Origin of the sequence: Mycobacterium sp. Aquia_213, from assembly GCF_026625985.1 — a bacterium.
Taxonomy (GTDB): domain Bacteria; phylum Actinomycetota; class Actinomycetes; order Mycobacteriales; family Mycobacteriaceae; genus Mycobacterium.
The window spans coordinates 5343725-5359872 of record NZ_CP113116.1; the positions used below are offsets into that span (position 1 = coordinate 5343725).

15 protein-coding genes and 1 pseudogene are annotated in these 16148 nt (G+C 68.6%); 4 read left to right on the top strand and 12 right to left on the bottom strand.

What is annotated here, in order from left to right:
* Positions 1-8 precede the first annotated feature (8 nt).
* Positions 9-1136 (bottom strand): glycoside hydrolase family 76 protein, encoded by a 1128-nt coding sequence (locus tag LMQ14_RS25025; protein ID WP_267732294.1) that lies wholly within the window; start codon positions 1134-1136, stop codon positions 9-11.
* Positions 1137-1250: 114 nt separating this feature from the next.
* Here LMQ14_RS25025 and LMQ14_RS25030 point away from each other — a divergent pair, with 114 nt between their 5' ends.
* Positions 1251-2657, top strand: coding sequence for an ethanolamine ammonia-lyase subunit EutB (locus LMQ14_RS25030; RefSeq protein ID WP_267732295.1), 1407 nt, complete (start codon positions 1251-1253; stop codon positions 2655-2657).
* Positions 2657-3424 carry an ethanolamine ammonia-lyase subunit EutC gene (eutC, locus tag LMQ14_RS25035; protein ID WP_267732296.1) on the top strand — a complete coding sequence of 256 codons (768 nt, stop codon included), beginning with the start codon at positions 2657-2659 and terminating at the stop codon, positions 3422-3424. The genes LMQ14_RS25030 and eutC overlap by 1 nt, the downstream gene beginning before the upstream one ends.
* Here eutC and LMQ14_RS25040 read toward each other — a convergent pair.
* Positions 3395-3967: a TetR/AcrR family transcriptional regulator gene (locus tag LMQ14_RS25040; RefSeq protein WP_267732297.1), complete on the bottom strand. Its 573-nt coding sequence runs from the start codon at positions 3965-3967 to the stop codon at positions 3395-3397. The genes eutC and LMQ14_RS25040 overlap by 30 nt on opposite strands.
* Positions 3968-4052: 85 nt before the next feature.
* On the opposite strand from LMQ14_RS25040, the gene LMQ14_RS25045 reads away from it, so the two are divergent.
* Positions 4053-4934, top strand: coding sequence for an SDR family oxidoreductase (locus tag LMQ14_RS25045; RefSeq protein ID WP_267732298.1), 882 nt, complete (start codon positions 4053-4055; stop codon positions 4932-4934).
* A 4-nt stretch (positions 4935-4938) separates the two neighbouring features.
* Here LMQ14_RS25045 and LMQ14_RS25050 read toward each other — a convergent pair whose 3' ends face one another.
* The 8 genes and pseudogenes from LMQ14_RS25050 to LMQ14_RS25085 all read right to left on the bottom strand — a co-directional run bounded on the left by LMQ14_RS25050 (position 4939) and on the right by LMQ14_RS25085 (position 13588).
* A complete protein-coding gene (locus LMQ14_RS25050) occupies positions 4939-6138 on the bottom strand; it encodes a vWA domain-containing protein (RefSeq protein ID WP_267732299.1) in 1200 nt (399 codons plus the stop codon).
* 5 nt (positions 6139-6143) lie between these two features.
* A complete protein-coding gene (locus LMQ14_RS25055) occupies positions 6144-6821 on the bottom strand; it encodes an SRPBCC family protein (protein ID WP_267732300.1) in 678 nt (225 codons plus the stop codon).
* A 12-nt stretch (positions 6822-6833) separates the two neighbouring features.
* Entirely contained in the window at positions 6834-7712 is an 879-nt protein-coding gene (locus tag LMQ14_RS25060) for an AAA family ATPase (protein WP_267732301.1), read from the bottom strand.
* Between the two features lie 176 nt (positions 7713-7888).
* A pseudogene (locus LMQ14_RS25065) lies at positions 7889-8587 on the bottom strand (XdhC family protein); the annotation flags it as partial.
* Between the two features lie 9 nt (positions 8588-8596).
* Complete coding sequence (locus LMQ14_RS25070; protein ID WP_267732303.1) at positions 8597-10996, bottom strand: aerobic carbon-monoxide dehydrogenase large subunit; 2400 nt, start codon at positions 10994-10996, stop codon at positions 8597-8599.
* Complete coding sequence (locus LMQ14_RS25075) at positions 10993-11472, bottom strand: (2Fe-2S)-binding protein (RefSeq protein ID WP_267732304.1); 480 nt, start codon at positions 11470-11472, stop codon at positions 10993-10995. The genes LMQ14_RS25070 and LMQ14_RS25075 overlap by 4 nt, the downstream gene beginning before the upstream one ends.
* A 2-nt stretch (positions 11473-11474) precedes the next feature.
* Positions 11475-12353, bottom strand: a complete 879-nt coding sequence (locus LMQ14_RS25080; RefSeq protein WP_267732305.1) for an FAD binding domain-containing protein — start codon at positions 12351-12353, stop codon at positions 11475-11477.
* Between the two features lie 65 nt (positions 12354-12418).
* The gene (locus tag LMQ14_RS25085; protein ID WP_267732306.1) at positions 12419-13588 is read right to left on the bottom strand and encodes an XdhC family protein; all 1170 of its coding nucleotides are present in this window, start codon (positions 13586-13588) and stop codon (positions 12419-12421) included.
* A 24-nt stretch (positions 13589-13612) separates the two neighbouring features.
* Between LMQ14_RS25085 and LMQ14_RS25090 the strand changes: the two genes are divergently transcribed.
* Complete coding sequence (locus tag LMQ14_RS25090) at positions 13613-14578, top strand: LysR family transcriptional regulator (RefSeq protein WP_267732307.1); 966 nt, start codon at positions 13613-13615, stop codon at positions 14576-14578.
* Positions 14579-14587: 9 nt separating this feature from the next.
* On the opposite strand, the gene LMQ14_RS25095 is transcribed toward LMQ14_RS25090, so the two are convergent.
* A complete protein-coding gene (locus LMQ14_RS25095) occupies positions 14588-15241 on the bottom strand; it encodes a TrmH family RNA methyltransferase (protein WP_267732308.1) in 654 nt (217 codons plus the stop codon).
* A complete protein-coding gene (locus LMQ14_RS25100; protein WP_267732309.1) occupies positions 15238-16137 on the bottom strand; it encodes a hypothetical protein in 900 nt (299 codons plus the stop codon). Before LMQ14_RS25100 ends, LMQ14_RS25095 begins: the two co-directional genes overlap by 4 nt.
* Between the last annotated feature and the right edge of the window lie 11 nt (positions 16138-16148).

Sequence of the window (16148 nt, forward strand, 5' to 3'; positions counted from 1 at the left end):
AAGGCCGGTCACGCGTGGCCTGGTGTCACGGCGGTGACGTTACAGGCGGCCTCCATCAGCATCCACCCCGACAGCTGCACCGACAGGTCTCGCTCCGGGGTCTCGGACGCATTGACCGCACCCTCGACGAACTGCGCCTGCGCGCCGCCGGTCGTCGGCAACTCCGCGTCGCGGTCCCAAAACGCCCCGAACAGGGGCAGCCCGTCGACCGTTTGCCGGTTATCCCAGGCCGATTTCGCGCTCGACAGCACGATCGTGCGCGCGGTGTCGCGGGCCACGGCGTCGTCGGCGGAGTCACCCGGCAGTGCGGTGGCGACCAGCGCGAGGTAGCGCGCGGTGATGCCGGCGAACAGCCCGCCGTCGCCGCCTCCGGAACCCTTCAGCACGCCCGACGGCGCCATGTGCTCGTTCACGGCGGCGACCAGGCGGTGCACCCGCGCCGCGTGCCGGCCCCGCGCCTCCGCGCCGGTGCGGGCCGCCAGCTCGGTCTCCAGCCCGAGCACCACGCCCTGGCAGTAGGTGTACTGCGCGCGGACCAGCGAGCCGGCCTTGATGCCGTCGAACACCAGATGCGTCTCCGGGTCGATCAGGGTTTGGTCTATCCAGTCGCCCATCTGCGCGGCACGCTTGAGCCGCTCCCCGTAGCGGGCCAAGAAGATTCCCGCCGGACCATTGGCCGGGGCGTTGAAGAACTGGTCCTGCTTGCGCCACGGGATGCCGCCGCCGTCCTCGGGCACCCACGCCTTCATGAACTGGTCGGCGAGCTTCGGCAGCGCGCGACCGCGCTCGACGCCGACGATCCGGGCGGCGCGTTCCAGCGCGATCGCCAGCCACGCCATGTCGTCGTAGTAACTGTTGGTCCAGCGAAAGTTGTTGCGCAGCCGGTGCGCGCGGACCTGCCGGTTGATCTCGGTGTACCGGTGCGGCTGCGGGTCCCGCTGGTGCGCGTCGACCAGGCAATCCAGCAGATGCGCCTGCCACCAGTAGTGCCAGGTGCCGAACAGCCGGTCCCGGCGCGTCGCCGGCCAGGCCACCACGCCCAGCTGGGTTCCCGGCAATGCCCAGAGCCGTTTCAGGTGGCGTTGCGCGACAGCGGCTTCGGAGCTGGCAGCCCGGTTGGCCCATAGCTGGTCCATGCCTACCGATCCTGCCTCATGGGCGACAGGGGTGGTGTGGACGTTTGAGGGTGCATTGGTGGCTGCACGGCCAAGTTGACCTGCTGCTGAACCGACGGTGACCTACTGTGAAATATGCGCTATCGGCAAACCATCTCGGGGACCACGCATTCCTTTGCGGGGCTCGTCGACGTGATGGCGAAGGCGACGCCGCTGCGCTCCGGTGACCAGCTGGCCGGTTGCGCGGCCGATTCCGACGCCGAACGGGCCGCGGCGGCGTGGGTGCTGGCCGACATACCGCTGGTGACGTTTCTCAACGACGTGGTCGTGCCGTATGAGACCGACGAGGTCACCCGGCTCATCATCGACAGCCACGATCGCGAGGCGTTCGGCCCGATCGCGCACCTGACCGTCGGTGGCTTCCGCGACTGGCTGCTGGATGCGGCGGCGCGCGACGACAGCGCGGCGCGCATCGCCGCCGTCTCCCCCGGACTCATTCCGGAGATGGTCGCCGCGGTGTCGAAGATCATGCGCAACCAGGACTTGATCCTGGTGGCCGCCGCCGCGACGTCGTCCGCTGCGTTTCGCACCACGATCGGATTGCCGGGCACGCTGGCCACCCGGCTGCAACCCAACCACCCCACCGATGACCCGCGCGGGATAGCCGCGGCGATGCTCGACGGCCTGCTGATGGGCTGCGGCGACGCGGTGATCGGCATCAACCCGGCGACCGACTCACCACACGCCGCGTCGGACCTGCTGCGCCTGCTCGACGACATTCGCCAGCGGTTCGCCATCCCCGTGCAGTCGTGCGTGCTGTGCCACGTCACCACCACGATGGAACTGATCGAACAGGGCGCGCCCGTCGACCTGGTTTTCCAGTCGATCGCGGGCACCGAGGGCGCCAACGCGGGCTTCGGCACCTCGATCGCGATGCTGACCGAGGCCAACGAGGCCGCCCGGTCGCTGCACCGCGGCACGGTCGGCGACAACGTCATGTACCTGGAGACGGGACAGGGCTCGGCGCTGTCGGCCGGGGCCCACCTCGGTGTCGGAAACAGGCCGGTCGACCAGCAGACGCTGGAGGCGCGCTCCTATGCGGTGGCCCGGGTGCTGCAACCGCTGTTGATCGACACCGTGGTCGGATTCATCGGGCCGGAGTATCTCTACGACGGCAAGCAGATCATCCGCGCCGGGCTGGAAGACAACTTCTGCGGAAAACTGCTCGGCCTGCCGATGGGTGTCGACGTCTGCTACACCAACCACACCGAAGCCGACCAGGACGACATGGACACGCTGCTGACCCTGCTGGGCGCGGCGGGCACCGCGTTCGTGATCACCGTTCCCGGTGCCGACGACATCATGCTCGGCTATCAAAGCCTGTCGTTTCACGACGCCTTGTACGTCCGAAAAGTGTTGGGGCTGCGGCCCGCACCCGAATTCGAAGCCTGGCTGGCCAGCCTGGGTATGGCCGACGCCGACGGCCGGATTCTGCCCGTCGACCTCGCCACGTCGCCGCTGCGCGCATTGGCGGCCGGCTGATGAGCACCTCGAATCTCCCGGCCGACAACGATATTTGGGCGCCGCTGCGGACGACCACGCAGGCACGCATCGGGCTCGGACGCGCGGGAAACTCACTGCCGACCCGGCGGGTGCTGGAGTTCCAGGCCGCCCACGCCGCGGCACGCGACGCCGTCCACGAACCACTCGACGTCGACGACCTGATCAAGCAGCTGGACGACATCGACATCGATCTACCGCTGCGCGTGCACAGCCAGGCGACCTCGCGCAGCGAGTACCTGCGTCGGCCCGATCTCGGTCGCCGCCCCGCGGACCTATCGCACCTGCCAAAGGCCAAGGCGGACATCGGTTTTGTGCTCGCCGACGGGCTCTCCCCTCGCGCCCTGACCGACCACGCCACGGGTATGGTCGACGCTTTAGTCCGCGAATTCGACGGCCGCTATCGCATTGCTCCGCTGGTCATCGCCACCCAGGCACGTGTCGCGCTAGGTGATCACATCGGCGAAGCCCTCGGCGTCACAACGGTTCTGGTGCTCATCGGTGAACGCCCCGGGCTCTCGGTCGCCGACAGCCTGGGCATTTACCTGACCCATCGACCGGCACCGGGGGTCACCGACGCGGATCGCAACTGCATCTCCAACATCCATCCGCCCGACGGCCTCGACTACCCGACGGCCGCCGCAGTCGCCGCCACGCTCGTCGCCGGGGCCCGAAAGCTCGGCCGATCGGGCATCGCCCTCAAAGACCGGTACGGCGGATCAGCTGAGCTTCGTTGCGGCGGTGTGTAACTCGCGCAGCGCCTGGCATGCGATCGTGCCCAGATCTTCGTTTTCGCCCGGTTCGGCCCAGCGGGCATAGGCCGATTTGAATGCCAGGGCACCGAGTTCGGCGGCCAGCGCCGCGGTCGGCTCGGGCACGCCGCGGGATTGCAGCGCCTCGGCCATCGCGAGGGCCAGCCCAATCTGCTTGAGCGCATTACGCTCTTGCAGCTCGGCGCTGGCGGCGATCGCGGCCTTGAGCCTCGGGGCGAGCTCGCGGTTGAACGACGTGAACGCCGCCGCGGCCGACTTGAGGCCGGAGCACACGGCGGCCAGCGGTGTCGCGTCGGCGGGCGCTGCGGCGATGCCCTCGCGGAGCAACTGCGCGATGGCATCCTGGCCGGCCGCCAGCACGTCGCGCTTATCCGGGAAGTGCCGAAAGAACGTGCTCTTCGTCAGGCCCGCGCGCTCGGCGATCTCCGCGACGGTCGTCTGGTCGTAGCCGCGCTCGTTGAACAGATCCAGTGCCGCGCCGACCAAACGTTCGCGCGCGTCGGGTTGCCAACGAGCCATGACCCCACCCTAGTGATGCGACTTTTATCCCGTCACTGGTGTACGGTGATGGGACCATAGTCGCATCACATGAACGGAGCTGCTCGTGCGCGTATTCGTCACTGGCGCCAGCGGAGGAATCGGCTCGGCCGTCGTCTCAGAACTGATCGCCGCCGACCATCACGTCGTGGGCCTGGCAAGATCCGAAGCCTCGGCCGCGACCATTAACGGCCTGGGCGCGGAGCCGCTGCGCGGGGACATCTGCGACCTCGACCTCCTACAGAAGGCGGCGATCGACGCCGACGGCGTTGTCTACCTGGCGTTTTCGCACGACTTCAGCGCCGTCGGGGACGCCGTCGGAGACGAAGCCCGTGCGGTCGCAGCGCTCGGCGACGCGCTGGTCGGCAGCGGTAAGCCGCTGGTGCTCGCGAACGGCACCCCGGCGGTGGCCGGACGTCCGAGCACCGAAGACGATCCGTTCACCACCGAGGGTCCGGTGGCCGGACGCGGCCGCACCGGCCAGGCCGTCATCGATCTGGCCGAGCGCGGCGCCCGATCCGCCGTCGTCCGGCTGCCGCGGTCGGTCCACGATGCGGGCGGGCGCTACGGCTTCGCCAGTCTGCTGATCCAAGCCGCACGGCAGCTGGGCGTGTCGGGCTATGTCGGGGACGGTGCGCAACGCTGGCCCGCCGTGCACCGAGACGACGCCGCGTCGTTGTTCCGGCTCGCCCTCGAACAGGCCCCGCCCGGCACGGTGCTGCACGCGGTGGGTGACGAAGGAGACCCGATGCGCGCGATCGCCGAAGTGATCGGCCGCCGACTCGGCGTTCCCGTCGAATCCGCACCCGTCGAGAACTTCGGGCCGCTCGGCGTCATATTCGCCGCCGACCAGCCCTCGTCCAGCACGCTGACCCGCCAGCGATTCGGTTGGCGGCCAACACATCCGACGCTGCTGCAGGACCTGGAAACCGGCGTCTATCCCGAGTAGCGGCTCATCCGGGCGCAGCCGCCAACGCCAGCACCAGTTGACGCAGCCCGGTCAGCGAATGCGCCGGCAGAAACAGGTCGCAATAGGGCAGGGCGGCGGCCATCGAGCCGGCCAGCGGCTCGAATTCGCGCTGTGCCGCGCGAGGATTGAGCCAGACCAGCAGCTCGGCGCGGCGACGCAGCCTGGCCATCGCGTGCTCCAGCTGGTCGGGGGGATCGCTGTCCCAGCCGTCGGATGCGACGATCACGACGGCGCCGCGTAGCGCGTTGCCGTGCGGCGGGGCGAGCAGCGCGGCCGCGCTGCGGCCGATGAACGTGCCGCCGTAGCGGTCGGTGACCTTGTCGTTGGCCCGCTGCAGCGCCACCTCGGCCGACCGGTGCGACAGCACCGAGGTGAGCCGGGTCAGTGACGTCGAGAAAGCGAACACCTCGGGGCGAGTTCCATTCTGGCGCAACACCGCTCGCATCAAATGCAGATAGACCGCAGCATAGGGCTGCATCGAACGGCTGACGTCGCAAAGCAGGACGACGCGCCGGGGCCGGCGGCGCGGCCGGGTGCGCGCCAGCACCATCGATTCCCAGCCGGTCGACCGCGACGCGTTCATGGTGGCCCGCAGGTCGATCCGCTTGCCACCGGGGCTGGGCTCGAATCGCAGGCTACGGCGCCGCGGCCAGCGCGCGACGGTTGCCTCCAGCCAAATACCAAGCAGGCGAAGGTCTTCGGGGTCGAAACGGTCGAACGGCTCGTCGGCCAGCGCGGCGAACCGGCTGGGCAGCACGTCGGGCAGCAGCAGGCTCGAGCCTGCCGTGTCGTCGGCGGTGGCGACCGTCCGGGTAACCCAGGGCAGCTGCTGTGGAGACGTGGATCCCCTGCCGCCCGGACGCACCGTACCGGCGGCCGGCGTCCTAGGGCCCGGCAGCGGCAGCGATGTATCGGGGCTTGCGGTGCCGTCGGGTTCGGCCGAGCCGAACACCGCCGCGAAGACCGCGTCGAAGGCGACCAGATCCTCCATCCGGTTGACCAACGTCAGCCTGGCCGCCCAATACAGCGCGGTTGGGTTGTCCGGGGCCAGCTTTCGCAGCGCCTGCACAAAGTTCGCCGGGCCACTGGCGGACACCAAAACCCCAACGCTGCGCAGCCGGGCGACCAGCGCGGTCGCGAGCGCCGCTCGGTCGACGCCCCGCAACAGCAAGGGGGTGTCCACGACCGCTAACGCCGGCGCAGCAGCACCCAGATCAGCACCAGCGCGGCGAGCGCTGCCAGCGCCGGGGCGGCGTATTTCTTGAGCTGATCGCCACCGGCTAGCTGCAGCAGGTCGATGGGCTCGGGCTCGGGAGCGGGCCGTTGAGCCGCCGCGCCGTTGGGTGAACTCGCCGTGCTCGCCGCGGCCACCGGGCTGGCCACGGTCACCGCGCCGGCCGGGCTCTCGGGCGCCCCGGTCTGCTCGGCGGCCAACTTGGCTTCCAGCGATTCGACGAACTGACCCAGCAATTTCTCCGACACTTGCTGCAGCATCCCGCTGCCGAACTGGGCCAGCTTGCCGACGATCTTCAGGTCGGTGTCGACGGTCACGCTGGTGCGCTCCCCGTCCGCCTGCAGCTGCGCGGTGACCGTGGCGGCCGCGTTGCCGGTGCCGCGCGCCTCCTTGCCCTTGCCATCGATGACCGCGCGATGCTGATCGCGGTCCTGCTCGACAAAGCGCACCTTGCCGCTGAATTCGCTTGTCACCGGCCCCACCTTGACCTTGACCTTGCCCATGTAGTCCTCGCCCTCGTGACCGGTCAGCTGGGCGCCCGGCATCAGCGGGATCACCTGCTCCAGGTCGCACAGCACATCCCAGGCCTGATCGATTGGCGCGCTGACGGTGAACTGGTTGGCGATCTTCATGGTGCGGTCCTTTCAGGTGCGGCTGTACTCGCTAAAAGCGTCTCGAATCAAACTGCGGTCGTCGGGTGTCTTGGCCAGTGCCCCCAGGCTCATGACGGCGGAGTCGTCGACGAGGTCGGCGACGCCGAGCGACACCAGGGCGGCAACCCAGTCGATGGTCTCGGCCACACCGGGCGGCTTGTCGAGGTCGAGATCGCGTGCGCTGCCCACAAATTGGGTAGCCTGCTCGATCAACGGCGCGGCAGCCCCGGGAACCGTGCGCCGGACGATCGCGGCGGCCCGGGCCGGCTCGGGGTAGTCGATCCAGTGGTACAGGCAGCGCCGGCGCAGCGCGTCGTGCAGGTCGCGGCTGCGGTTGGAGGTCAGCACCGCGATCGGCGGGCGCTCGGCGACGAAGGTGCCCAGTTCGGGGACGGTCACCGCGGACTCGCCGAGGAACTCCAGCAGCAGGGCCTCGAATTCATCGTCAGCCCGGTCGATTTCGTCGATCAGCAGCACGGGAGGTGTCGGCCCGTGGTGGCGCACGCACTGCAGGATGGGCCGGTCCACCAAATAGGTCTCGGTGTAGAGATCGGCTTCCTCGATGCCGGTCCCGCGAGCTTCGGCCAGCCGGATGGACAGCAATTGGCGTTGATAGTTCCAGTCGTAGAGCGCCTCGTTCGCGGTCAGGCCCTCGTAGCATTGCAGCCGCACCATTGGGGTGTTCAGCACCGCCGCAAGGGTTTTCGCCGCAGTCGTCTTGCCGACTCCCGGCTCACCCTCGAGCAGCAGCGGCCTGCCTAAAGTGATGGCCAGATAGATCGCCGAGGCGGTCCCGGTGTCGAGCAGATAATCCTTTGCGTCGAACTGGCGCACCACGTCGTCGGGGCTGCTGAACACCGCCGGCGTCATGTGCCGGCTTTTTCGGCGGCGAATGCCGATCGGCATCCCGGGCAGCAGAACCAGTAGTCGGCGCCGGCCAGCTCCAGGTGTTCGGTGGCGGGCCCGATCGGCACCGTCATGCCGCACACCGGATCGACCGCCTCGGTCGGGCCGTTGGTCGCTTGGATGGTCGGGCGGGTCAGGCTGCCGTCGCGCACGGCGGCGATCAGTTCGGCCGCAATCGACACCGCGATCTCCGCGGGGGTCTTGGCGCCGATGCGCAATCCGACCGGGGTGTGGACGCGGGCCCGCTCGGCCTCGGAGAGTTCGAGTTCGTTCAGGATCGATGCCCCGCGGACCTTGCTGGCGACCAGACCGATGTAGCCGACGCCGTTATCGAGTGCGGCACGGACGATTTCGGCTTCCGGCCCGCCGTGGCTGGCGATCACCACCGCAGCGGTGTCGGACAAATCGGTATCGCGCCGGGCGTCGTAACCGAGCACCCCGCACACGTCGATCAGCGCATCGGCGATCGGGGTGGCACCGTAGATCCGGATCAGCGGGGCCGGCAGCTGCGGCGTCAGGAAGATCTCCAGCGACCCGCCGGACAGACACGGGTTGACCACCACGCAGGCGCCGGCGGCCTCGGGAAAATGCACATCGCCGTCGGGAAGCACGCGCAGCAGCACACTTTCGCCCGCCTGCAGCACACCCAGCGCTGCCTTGCGCACCGAATTCTGCGCGCACTGCCCGCCGACGAACCCCTCAATTGTTCCATCTGCCAACAGGATTGCTTCGTCACCCGGATATGCCGACGTCGGCGGCTGGGCGCGCACCACCGTGGCGTGCACGAACGGTGTCCGCGCCGCCAACAGTCGCTGAGCCCGCTCGCTGATCGTCGACATCGCGAGGTCCTAGATCGGCGGTCTGGCGCGGCCCTGCATGGCCTCCCAGACCCGCGACGGCGTCAGCGGCATATCGGCATGCCGAACTCCGTACGGCGCCAACGCATCCACCACGGCGTTGACCACAGCGGGCGGCGAACCGACCGTCGCCGATTCCCCGATGCCCTTCGCGCCGATCGGGTGATGCGGCGACGGCGTCACGGTGTGCCCCGTTTCCAGATGCGGTACCTCGAGCGCGGTCGGAATCAGGTAATCCATCAGCGAGCCGCCCAGGCAGTTGCCTTCCTCATCGAAGGCGATCATCTCCATCAGGGCCATCCCGATGCCGTCGACGATGCCGCCGTGCACCTGGCCCTCGATGATCATCGGGTTGATCTGAGTACCGCAGTCGTCGACGGCAAGGAAGCGCCGAACCTTGACCACCGCGGTGCCCGGATCGACATCCACCACACAGAAATACGCGCCGTACGGGTAGGTCAGGTTCTCCGGGTTGTAGCAGATCTGGGCGTCCAGCCCGCCCTCGAGACCCTCCGGCAGATCACCGGCGCCATGCGCGCGCATCGCGATGTCCTGAATCGTGACCGCCGCGGACGGGTCACCCTTGACGTGGAATTTGCCTTTCTCCCAATCCAAGTCGGCAACCGAAACCTCGAGCATGCCCGACGCGATGATCTTCGCCTTGTCGCGGACCTTGCGGGCCACCAGCGCCGCGGCCGCACCGGACACCGGCGTGGACCGGCTGCCGTAGGTGCCCAGCCCGAACGGCGTCTGGTCGGTGTCGCCGTGCACGACGTCGATGTCATCGGGCGGAATACCCAGCTCCTCGGCGACGATCTGGGCGAACGTCGTCTCATGGCCCTGACCCTGGGTCTGCACCGATAGCCGCACCACCGCTTTGCCGGTGGGGTGCACCCGCAACTCGCAGCCGTCGGCCATGCCGAGGCCGAGGATGTCCATATCCTTGCGCGGGCCGGCGCCGACGGCCTCGGTGAAGAAGGACATCCCGATGCCCATCAGCTCGCCACGCGCACGCTTCTCCTGCTGCTCGGCCCGTAGTGCGTCGTAGCCGATCATGTCCATGGCCTTGCGCATGGTGGTCTCGTAGTCGCCGGAGTCGTACACCCAGCCGGTCTTGCTCCGGTACGGGAACTGTTCGGGCCGCAGCAGGTTTCGCAGCCGCAGCTCGGCCGGATCCATCTTCAGGTCGAACGCCAGGCAATCCACCAGCCGCTCAACGAAATACACCGCCTCGGTGATCCGGAACGAACACGCATACGCCACGCCGCCGGGTGCCTTGTTGGTGTACACCGCGGTCATGTGACAGTAGGCGGCTTCGATGTCGTAGCTCCCGGTGAACACCCCGAAAAAGCCCGCCGGGTACTTCACCGGCGCCGCGGTGCCGTTGAATGCACCGTGATCGGCCAGCACAGTGGATCGGATCGCCAGGATCTTTCCGTCGTTGGTGGCGGCGATCTCGCCGACCATGATGTAGTCGCGCGCGAAGCCGGTGGACGTCAGGTTCTCGCTGCGGTCCTCCATCCACTTCACCGGCTTGCCCAGCAGTAACGAGCCGACGATCGCGCAGACGTAGCCGGGGTAGATCGGCACCTTGTTGCCGAATCCCCCGCCGATGTCGGGCGAGATCACCTGGATCTTGTGCTCGGGCAGACCGGCGACCAACGCGTACAGGGTGCGGTGGGCGTGCGGCGCCTGGCTGGTCGACCACAGCGTCAACTTGCCGGTGACCGGGTCCAGATCGGCTACCGCACCGCAGGTTTCCATCGGTGCCGGGTGTACCCGGGGGTAGACGATCTCCTGCTTGACGATGACGTCGGCCCTGGCGAACACCGCGTCGGTGGCGGCCGCATCGCCGGTCTCCCAATCGAAGCAGTGGTTGTCGGTCTTACCGTCCAGGTCGGTCCGGATCACCGGTGCCGACGGATCCAGCGCCGTGCGGACATCGACCACCGGATCCAGCGGATCGTATTCGACGTCGATCAGCTCCAGCGCGTCGCGGGCCGAGTACCGGTCCTCGGCGACAACGAATGCCACCTCCTGACCTTGGAAGCGCACCTTGTCGGTGGCCAGCACCGCCTGCACGTCGTTGGACAGCGTCGGCATCCAGGCCAGACCCTTCTCGGCCAGGTCGGCGCCGGTCACCACCGCCTTGACCTTCGGATGTGCAAGTGCTGCAGTCACATCGATGCTGACGATGGTGGCGTGCGCGTACGGCGACCGCAGGATCGCCAGGTGCAGCATGCCCGGCAGCGCGATGTCGTCGACGTAGCGACCCCGGCCGCGGATGAACCGGGGATCTTCCTTGCGCATCATCCGGCCGTAGCCGCACGGCTTCTGGTCGTTGTCGGCCAGGTCTTCCGGTGATGGCGGGCGAGATTCGATAGTGGTCATGAGCCGGCCTCCACGGGTGCGGCGTGCGATGCGGCCCATTGAATGGACCGCACGATCGTGGTGTATCCGGTGCAGCGGCAGATCTGCCCCGAAATCGCTTCCCGGATCGTCTCCTCGTCGGGGTTCGGGTCGCGGTCCAGCAGGGCGCGGGCGGTGATCATCATTCCCGGTGTGCAGAAACCGCATTGCAGCCCGTGGCAGCGCATGAACCCTTCCTGCACCGGGTCCAGCTGGCCGTTGGCCGCGAGGCCCTCGACGGTGCGCACGCTGTGACCCGACGCCATCACGGCGAGCATCGTGCAGGATTTCACCGGCACGCCGTCGACGTCGACCACGCAGGTTCCGCAGTTGCTGGTGTCGCAACCCCAGTGAGTTCCGGTGAGCCGCAGTTGATCGCGCAGGAAATGCACGAGCAGCATCCGGGGTTCGACGTCGGCGCTCACCTGCTCGCCGTTGACCGTCATATTCACCTGCATGGCTAATTCCCTTCTGCCCGTACTCGTTCGGCCGCGGTGCGCAAGGTGCGAGTGGTCAGTTCGGCGGCCAGGTGCCGCTTGTACTCGGCGGTGCCGCGAGCATCGGTCATCGGGTCGCAGGCTTGCGCGGCGAGCCGGCCCGCGTCGGCGAAGACCTCGTCGGTGGCCGGCTGTCCGGCCAGGCCCGCCGCGACGTCGGCCAATGCCGTCCGGTCGACGTTGACGGCGGTCAGGCCCAGCCGGGCCGCAGCGATTGCGGCGCCGTCGAGGGTGAGCGCCGCGCCCGCCGCCGCCACGGCCCAGTCACCAACGCGCCGTTCGACTTTGGCGTAAGCACTGGAACTGTTGTGCCGCAGCGGTATTCGCACCTCGACGAGCATCTCGTTGAAGGCGAGCGCGGTTTCGTAGGGCCCGACGATGAAGTCGTCGATCGGAATTTCGCGTTCACCCGACGGTCCGCGGGCCAGGCACACCGCGTCCAGCGCTTCGCACACGGTCGACAGGTCCTCGGCGGGATCGGCCTGGCACAGCGAGCCGCCCAGGGTGCCGCGATTGCGCACCACCGGGTCGGCGATGACGCGTTCGGCGTCGCGGAAGATCGGGCACGCGTCGGCCAGCGGATCGGAGTCCAACATCTCGCGGTGACGGGTCATGGCGCCGATGCGGACCAGGGTCGGGTCGGTGATCACGTACCCGAGTTCGAGCGCCAGGTCGTTGATGTCGACGAGGTATTCGGGGTTGGCGATGCGCAGTTTCATCATCGGCAGCAGGCTGTGTCCGCCGGCGACTACGCGCGCCCCCTCCCCCAACCGATCCAGTAATCCGATGGCGTGGTCGACACTGGTTGCGCGTTCGTATTCGAAGGGCCCGGGTACCTGCATGTGACGCACCTCACTTGGACGGGGAACCCAGTGTCGGCCGCTCTGACAGGGGCGTCAATAGCGAGTTAAGTGATCGTTGAAGTCGCCTCGAACTCGCCCGTGACCTGCTGCTCCGTTGCGCCGTGGTGGATTCGGCCACCCAGCTTTGCCAGCGGCAAACCACCGCCGCCCCACCGCCTGGCGATGATGTCGGCCGCGATCGAGACCGCGGTCTCCTCCGGCGTTCGGGCGCCCAGATCCAGCCCGATCGGGCTCGCGAGCCTGCTCAGCTCGGCATCGGTCAGCCCGACGGCCCGCAGCCGCTGCATCCGGTCGTCGTGCGTGCGTCGCGAGCCCATCGCCCCCACATACCCGACCTGCGGCAGGCGCAGCGCCACTTCGAGCAACGGGACGTCGAACTTCGGATCGTGGGTGAGCACGCAGATCACGCTGCTCTCGTCGACGGCGCCCGCCTGTGCCTGGGCGGCGAGATAGCGGTGCGGCCAGTCGACGACGACATGCTCGGCCGCCGGAAAGCGGGCCGGCGTGGCGAAGACAGATCGCGCGTCGCACACGGTGACGCGGTAGCCGAGGAAGGCGCCCTGCTGTGCGAGCGCGGCGGCGAAGTCGATGGCGCCGAACACCAGCATCCGCGGCTGCGGGGCATGGCTGGAGACGAACACCTCCATGCCTTCGCCGAGCCGTTGTCCGTCGGGCCCATATTTGAGCACCTCGCTGCGGCCCACCGCGAGCAGTCCGCGCGCGTCGTCGGCGACCGCGGCGTCGGCGCGTGCCGATCCCAGCGATCCCGCCGTCGCATCCCGACGGACGACGAGCCGCCGGCCGATCCACTGCGCGTCGGGATGGCCGACGACGGTCGCGACCGCGACCGGGCGGTGCCCGCCGACGTCCTCGGCGATCGCGCCGAGTTCGGGAAATGTTGCCTGCGAGATCGCCTCCACGAAGATGTCGATGACGCCGCCGCACGTCAGTCCGACCGCGAAGGCATCGCCGTCGCTGACCCCGTAGCGTTCCAGCCGCGGTGCTCCGGTACGCGCCACCTCGGTGGCGACTTCGTAGACGGCGCCCTCGACGCAGCCGCCCGACACCGAGCCGCTCACGGAGCCGTCCGGCGCGACCACCATCGCGGCTCCCGGCAGCCGCGGCGCCGACCGGAAGGTTCGCACCACCGTCGCCAATCCGGCGGTGTCACCGGCGCGCCAAATCGACATCAACTCGGCAAGCACGTCACGCACAAATCCCAACGTAGGCTCATAAGCATGACTCCGGCTCAACTTCGGGCCTATTCGGCGGTGGTTCGGCTGGGCTCGGTGCGAGCCGCCGCCGCGGAACTGGGTGTTTCCGATGCCGGAATCTCGATGCATGTCGCGGCACTGCGCAAGGAACTCGACGACCCGCTGTTCACCAGAACCGGTGCGGGGCTGGCGTTCACACCCGGCGGGCTGCGACTGGCCAGCCGTGCGGTCGAGATCCTGGGTCTGCAGCAGCAAACCGCGATCGAGGTCACCGAGGCGGCGCACGGGCGCCGGCTACTGCGGATCGCGGCGTCGACGGCGTTCGCCGAACACGCCGCCCCGGGCCTGATCGAGTTGTTCTCGTCACGGGCCGACGACCTGTCGGTGGAGTTGAGCGTGCATCCGACGAGCCGATTCCGCGAACTGATCGCCTCGCGCGCCGTCGACATCGCGATCGGCCCGGCCAATGAGAGCCCGGCGGTACCCGACGAGTCAATCTTTCTGCGACCCTTCCTGAAATATCAGATCATCACCGTCGTCGCATCGAATAGTCCACTGGCCGAAGGTATTCCGTCGCCAGGGCTGTTGCGCCAGCAGCAGTGGATGCTCGGTCCGTCAGCGGGCAGCGTGGACGGCGAAATCGCAACCATGCTGCGCGGCTTGGCAATTCCGGAGTCCCAGCAACGAATCTTCCAGAGCGACGCGGCCGCGCTCGAGGAGGTGCAGCGGGTCGGCGGTGTGGCGTTGACGATCGGTTTCGCGGTCGCCAAGGACCTCGCCGCGGGGAGGCTGGTGCATGTGAACGGCCCGGGGCTGGACCGGTCGGGCGAGTGGTGTGTGACGACGCTGGCGCCCTCGGCGCGACAGCCGGCGGTGTCGGAGCTGGTCCGCTTCATCACGACGCCGCGGTGTATCCAGGCGATGATCCGCGGATCCGGTGTCGGGGTGACAAGGTTTCGGCCCAAGGTTCACGTCACGCTGTGGAGCTAAGCGCCGTGTCTACCAGGCGCGGCCGAGGTCGCCGTGCTGGCGGATCCAGGCATGCATCGCGATCCCGGCGGCGACGCCGGCATTGATGCTGCGAGTCGAGCCGAACTGAGCGATCGACACCGTGACCGCCGCACCCAACCGGGTGTCGTCGGTGATGCCCGGCCCCTCCTGGCCGAACACCAGCAGGCATTCGCGCGGCAGTACTTCCTCCTCCAGGCGCGCGGCGCCCGGCACGTTGTCCACCGCGACCACGCTCAAGCCCGCGGCCGTCGCGAAATCCAGCAACTCGGCGGTGCTGTCGTGATGGCACAGCCGTTGATAGCGATCAGTCACCATGGCGCCGCGGCGATTCCAGCGCCGCCGCCCGACGATGTGCACGGTGTCCACCGCGAAGGCGTTGGCGGTGCGCACCACCGAACCGATATTCGCGTCGTGGCCGAAGTTCTCGATCGCGATGTGCAGCGGGTGCCGGCGATGGTCGATGTCGGCGATGATCGCCTCCCGGGTCCAATACCGGTAGGCGTCGACGACATTGCGAGTATCGCCGTCGCGCAACAGAATTGGATCATACCGAGGGTCGTCGGGAGGATCGCCCGCCCAGGGCCCGACGCCGGCGGCCGGTGGTACGGCCCATTCGGTGGGCCCAGGCCCGGGCTCGCTCATCGCTGCGTCCACACCCCGGCGTGGGTGCCGACGATCGCGACCGTCGCGTAGAGCAGCGCCTGGTTGATTTCGCCCTGCGTGCACAACGACGCGGAGACGTGCACCGCGTCCAGCGAAGCTTCGGGCAGGATCAGCACCGACGACCCGTACACCGCGCACGCCGGGTTCAGGCCGCGCCCCGGCACGGTCGGCGATGCGAGCAGCATCATCGGGCCGCCGCGACGGGCGGAGTCGTCGCGGTACCGGACCGCGAGGGCTTCGGCGTCCAGGCCGAGCAGCATGTAGCCGTTGCCGTTGAAGGCCCCCGGATCACCGAGTTGTGCCTTCGTGACCGGGGTTCCGTCCGCACGCCACGCCGACAGGCTGGTGGTCTTGACGACCAGACCGGTGTCGTTGACGTTGGTCGGCATCAGCCCTATCGGAAACGCCGCCGGGTAGGCGGCCGACGTGTCGGCGATCCGGTCCCGCTCCGAGTAGCTGTACACGCCCCGCACCTGGCTGCGATCCTTCAGCGGACCCAGGCATACCGCGCCGGTCAGCCGCTCGGGGGGCGCCGACAACGGCGACCGGATATCGCGCACGGTGGCCATCGCGTTGTCGCAGCTGCCCAATCCGGTGGCTTCGATCGGGTGGGCGAGCGCGCCGTAGAGCCCGAAGCGGATGTCCTCGGGTTTGGCATGCGGCGCCTTCGGGTCCGTCGGCGCGGCGTCGACGTCGACCAACACGTAGTCGCCGTCCCAGCGCAGGTTCGACACCGACAGGTTCCAGCCCAGCAGCGCCAGCGATTCCCCCAGCCGCGCGCCCTGCGCGCCGTACGGCCGGACGGCGTGGTTGGGACCCGAGCAGCCCACCAGGCAGGCGGCCAAACAGGTTGCTATCGCAAGGAAAGTGCGCACAGCGGTGAAGC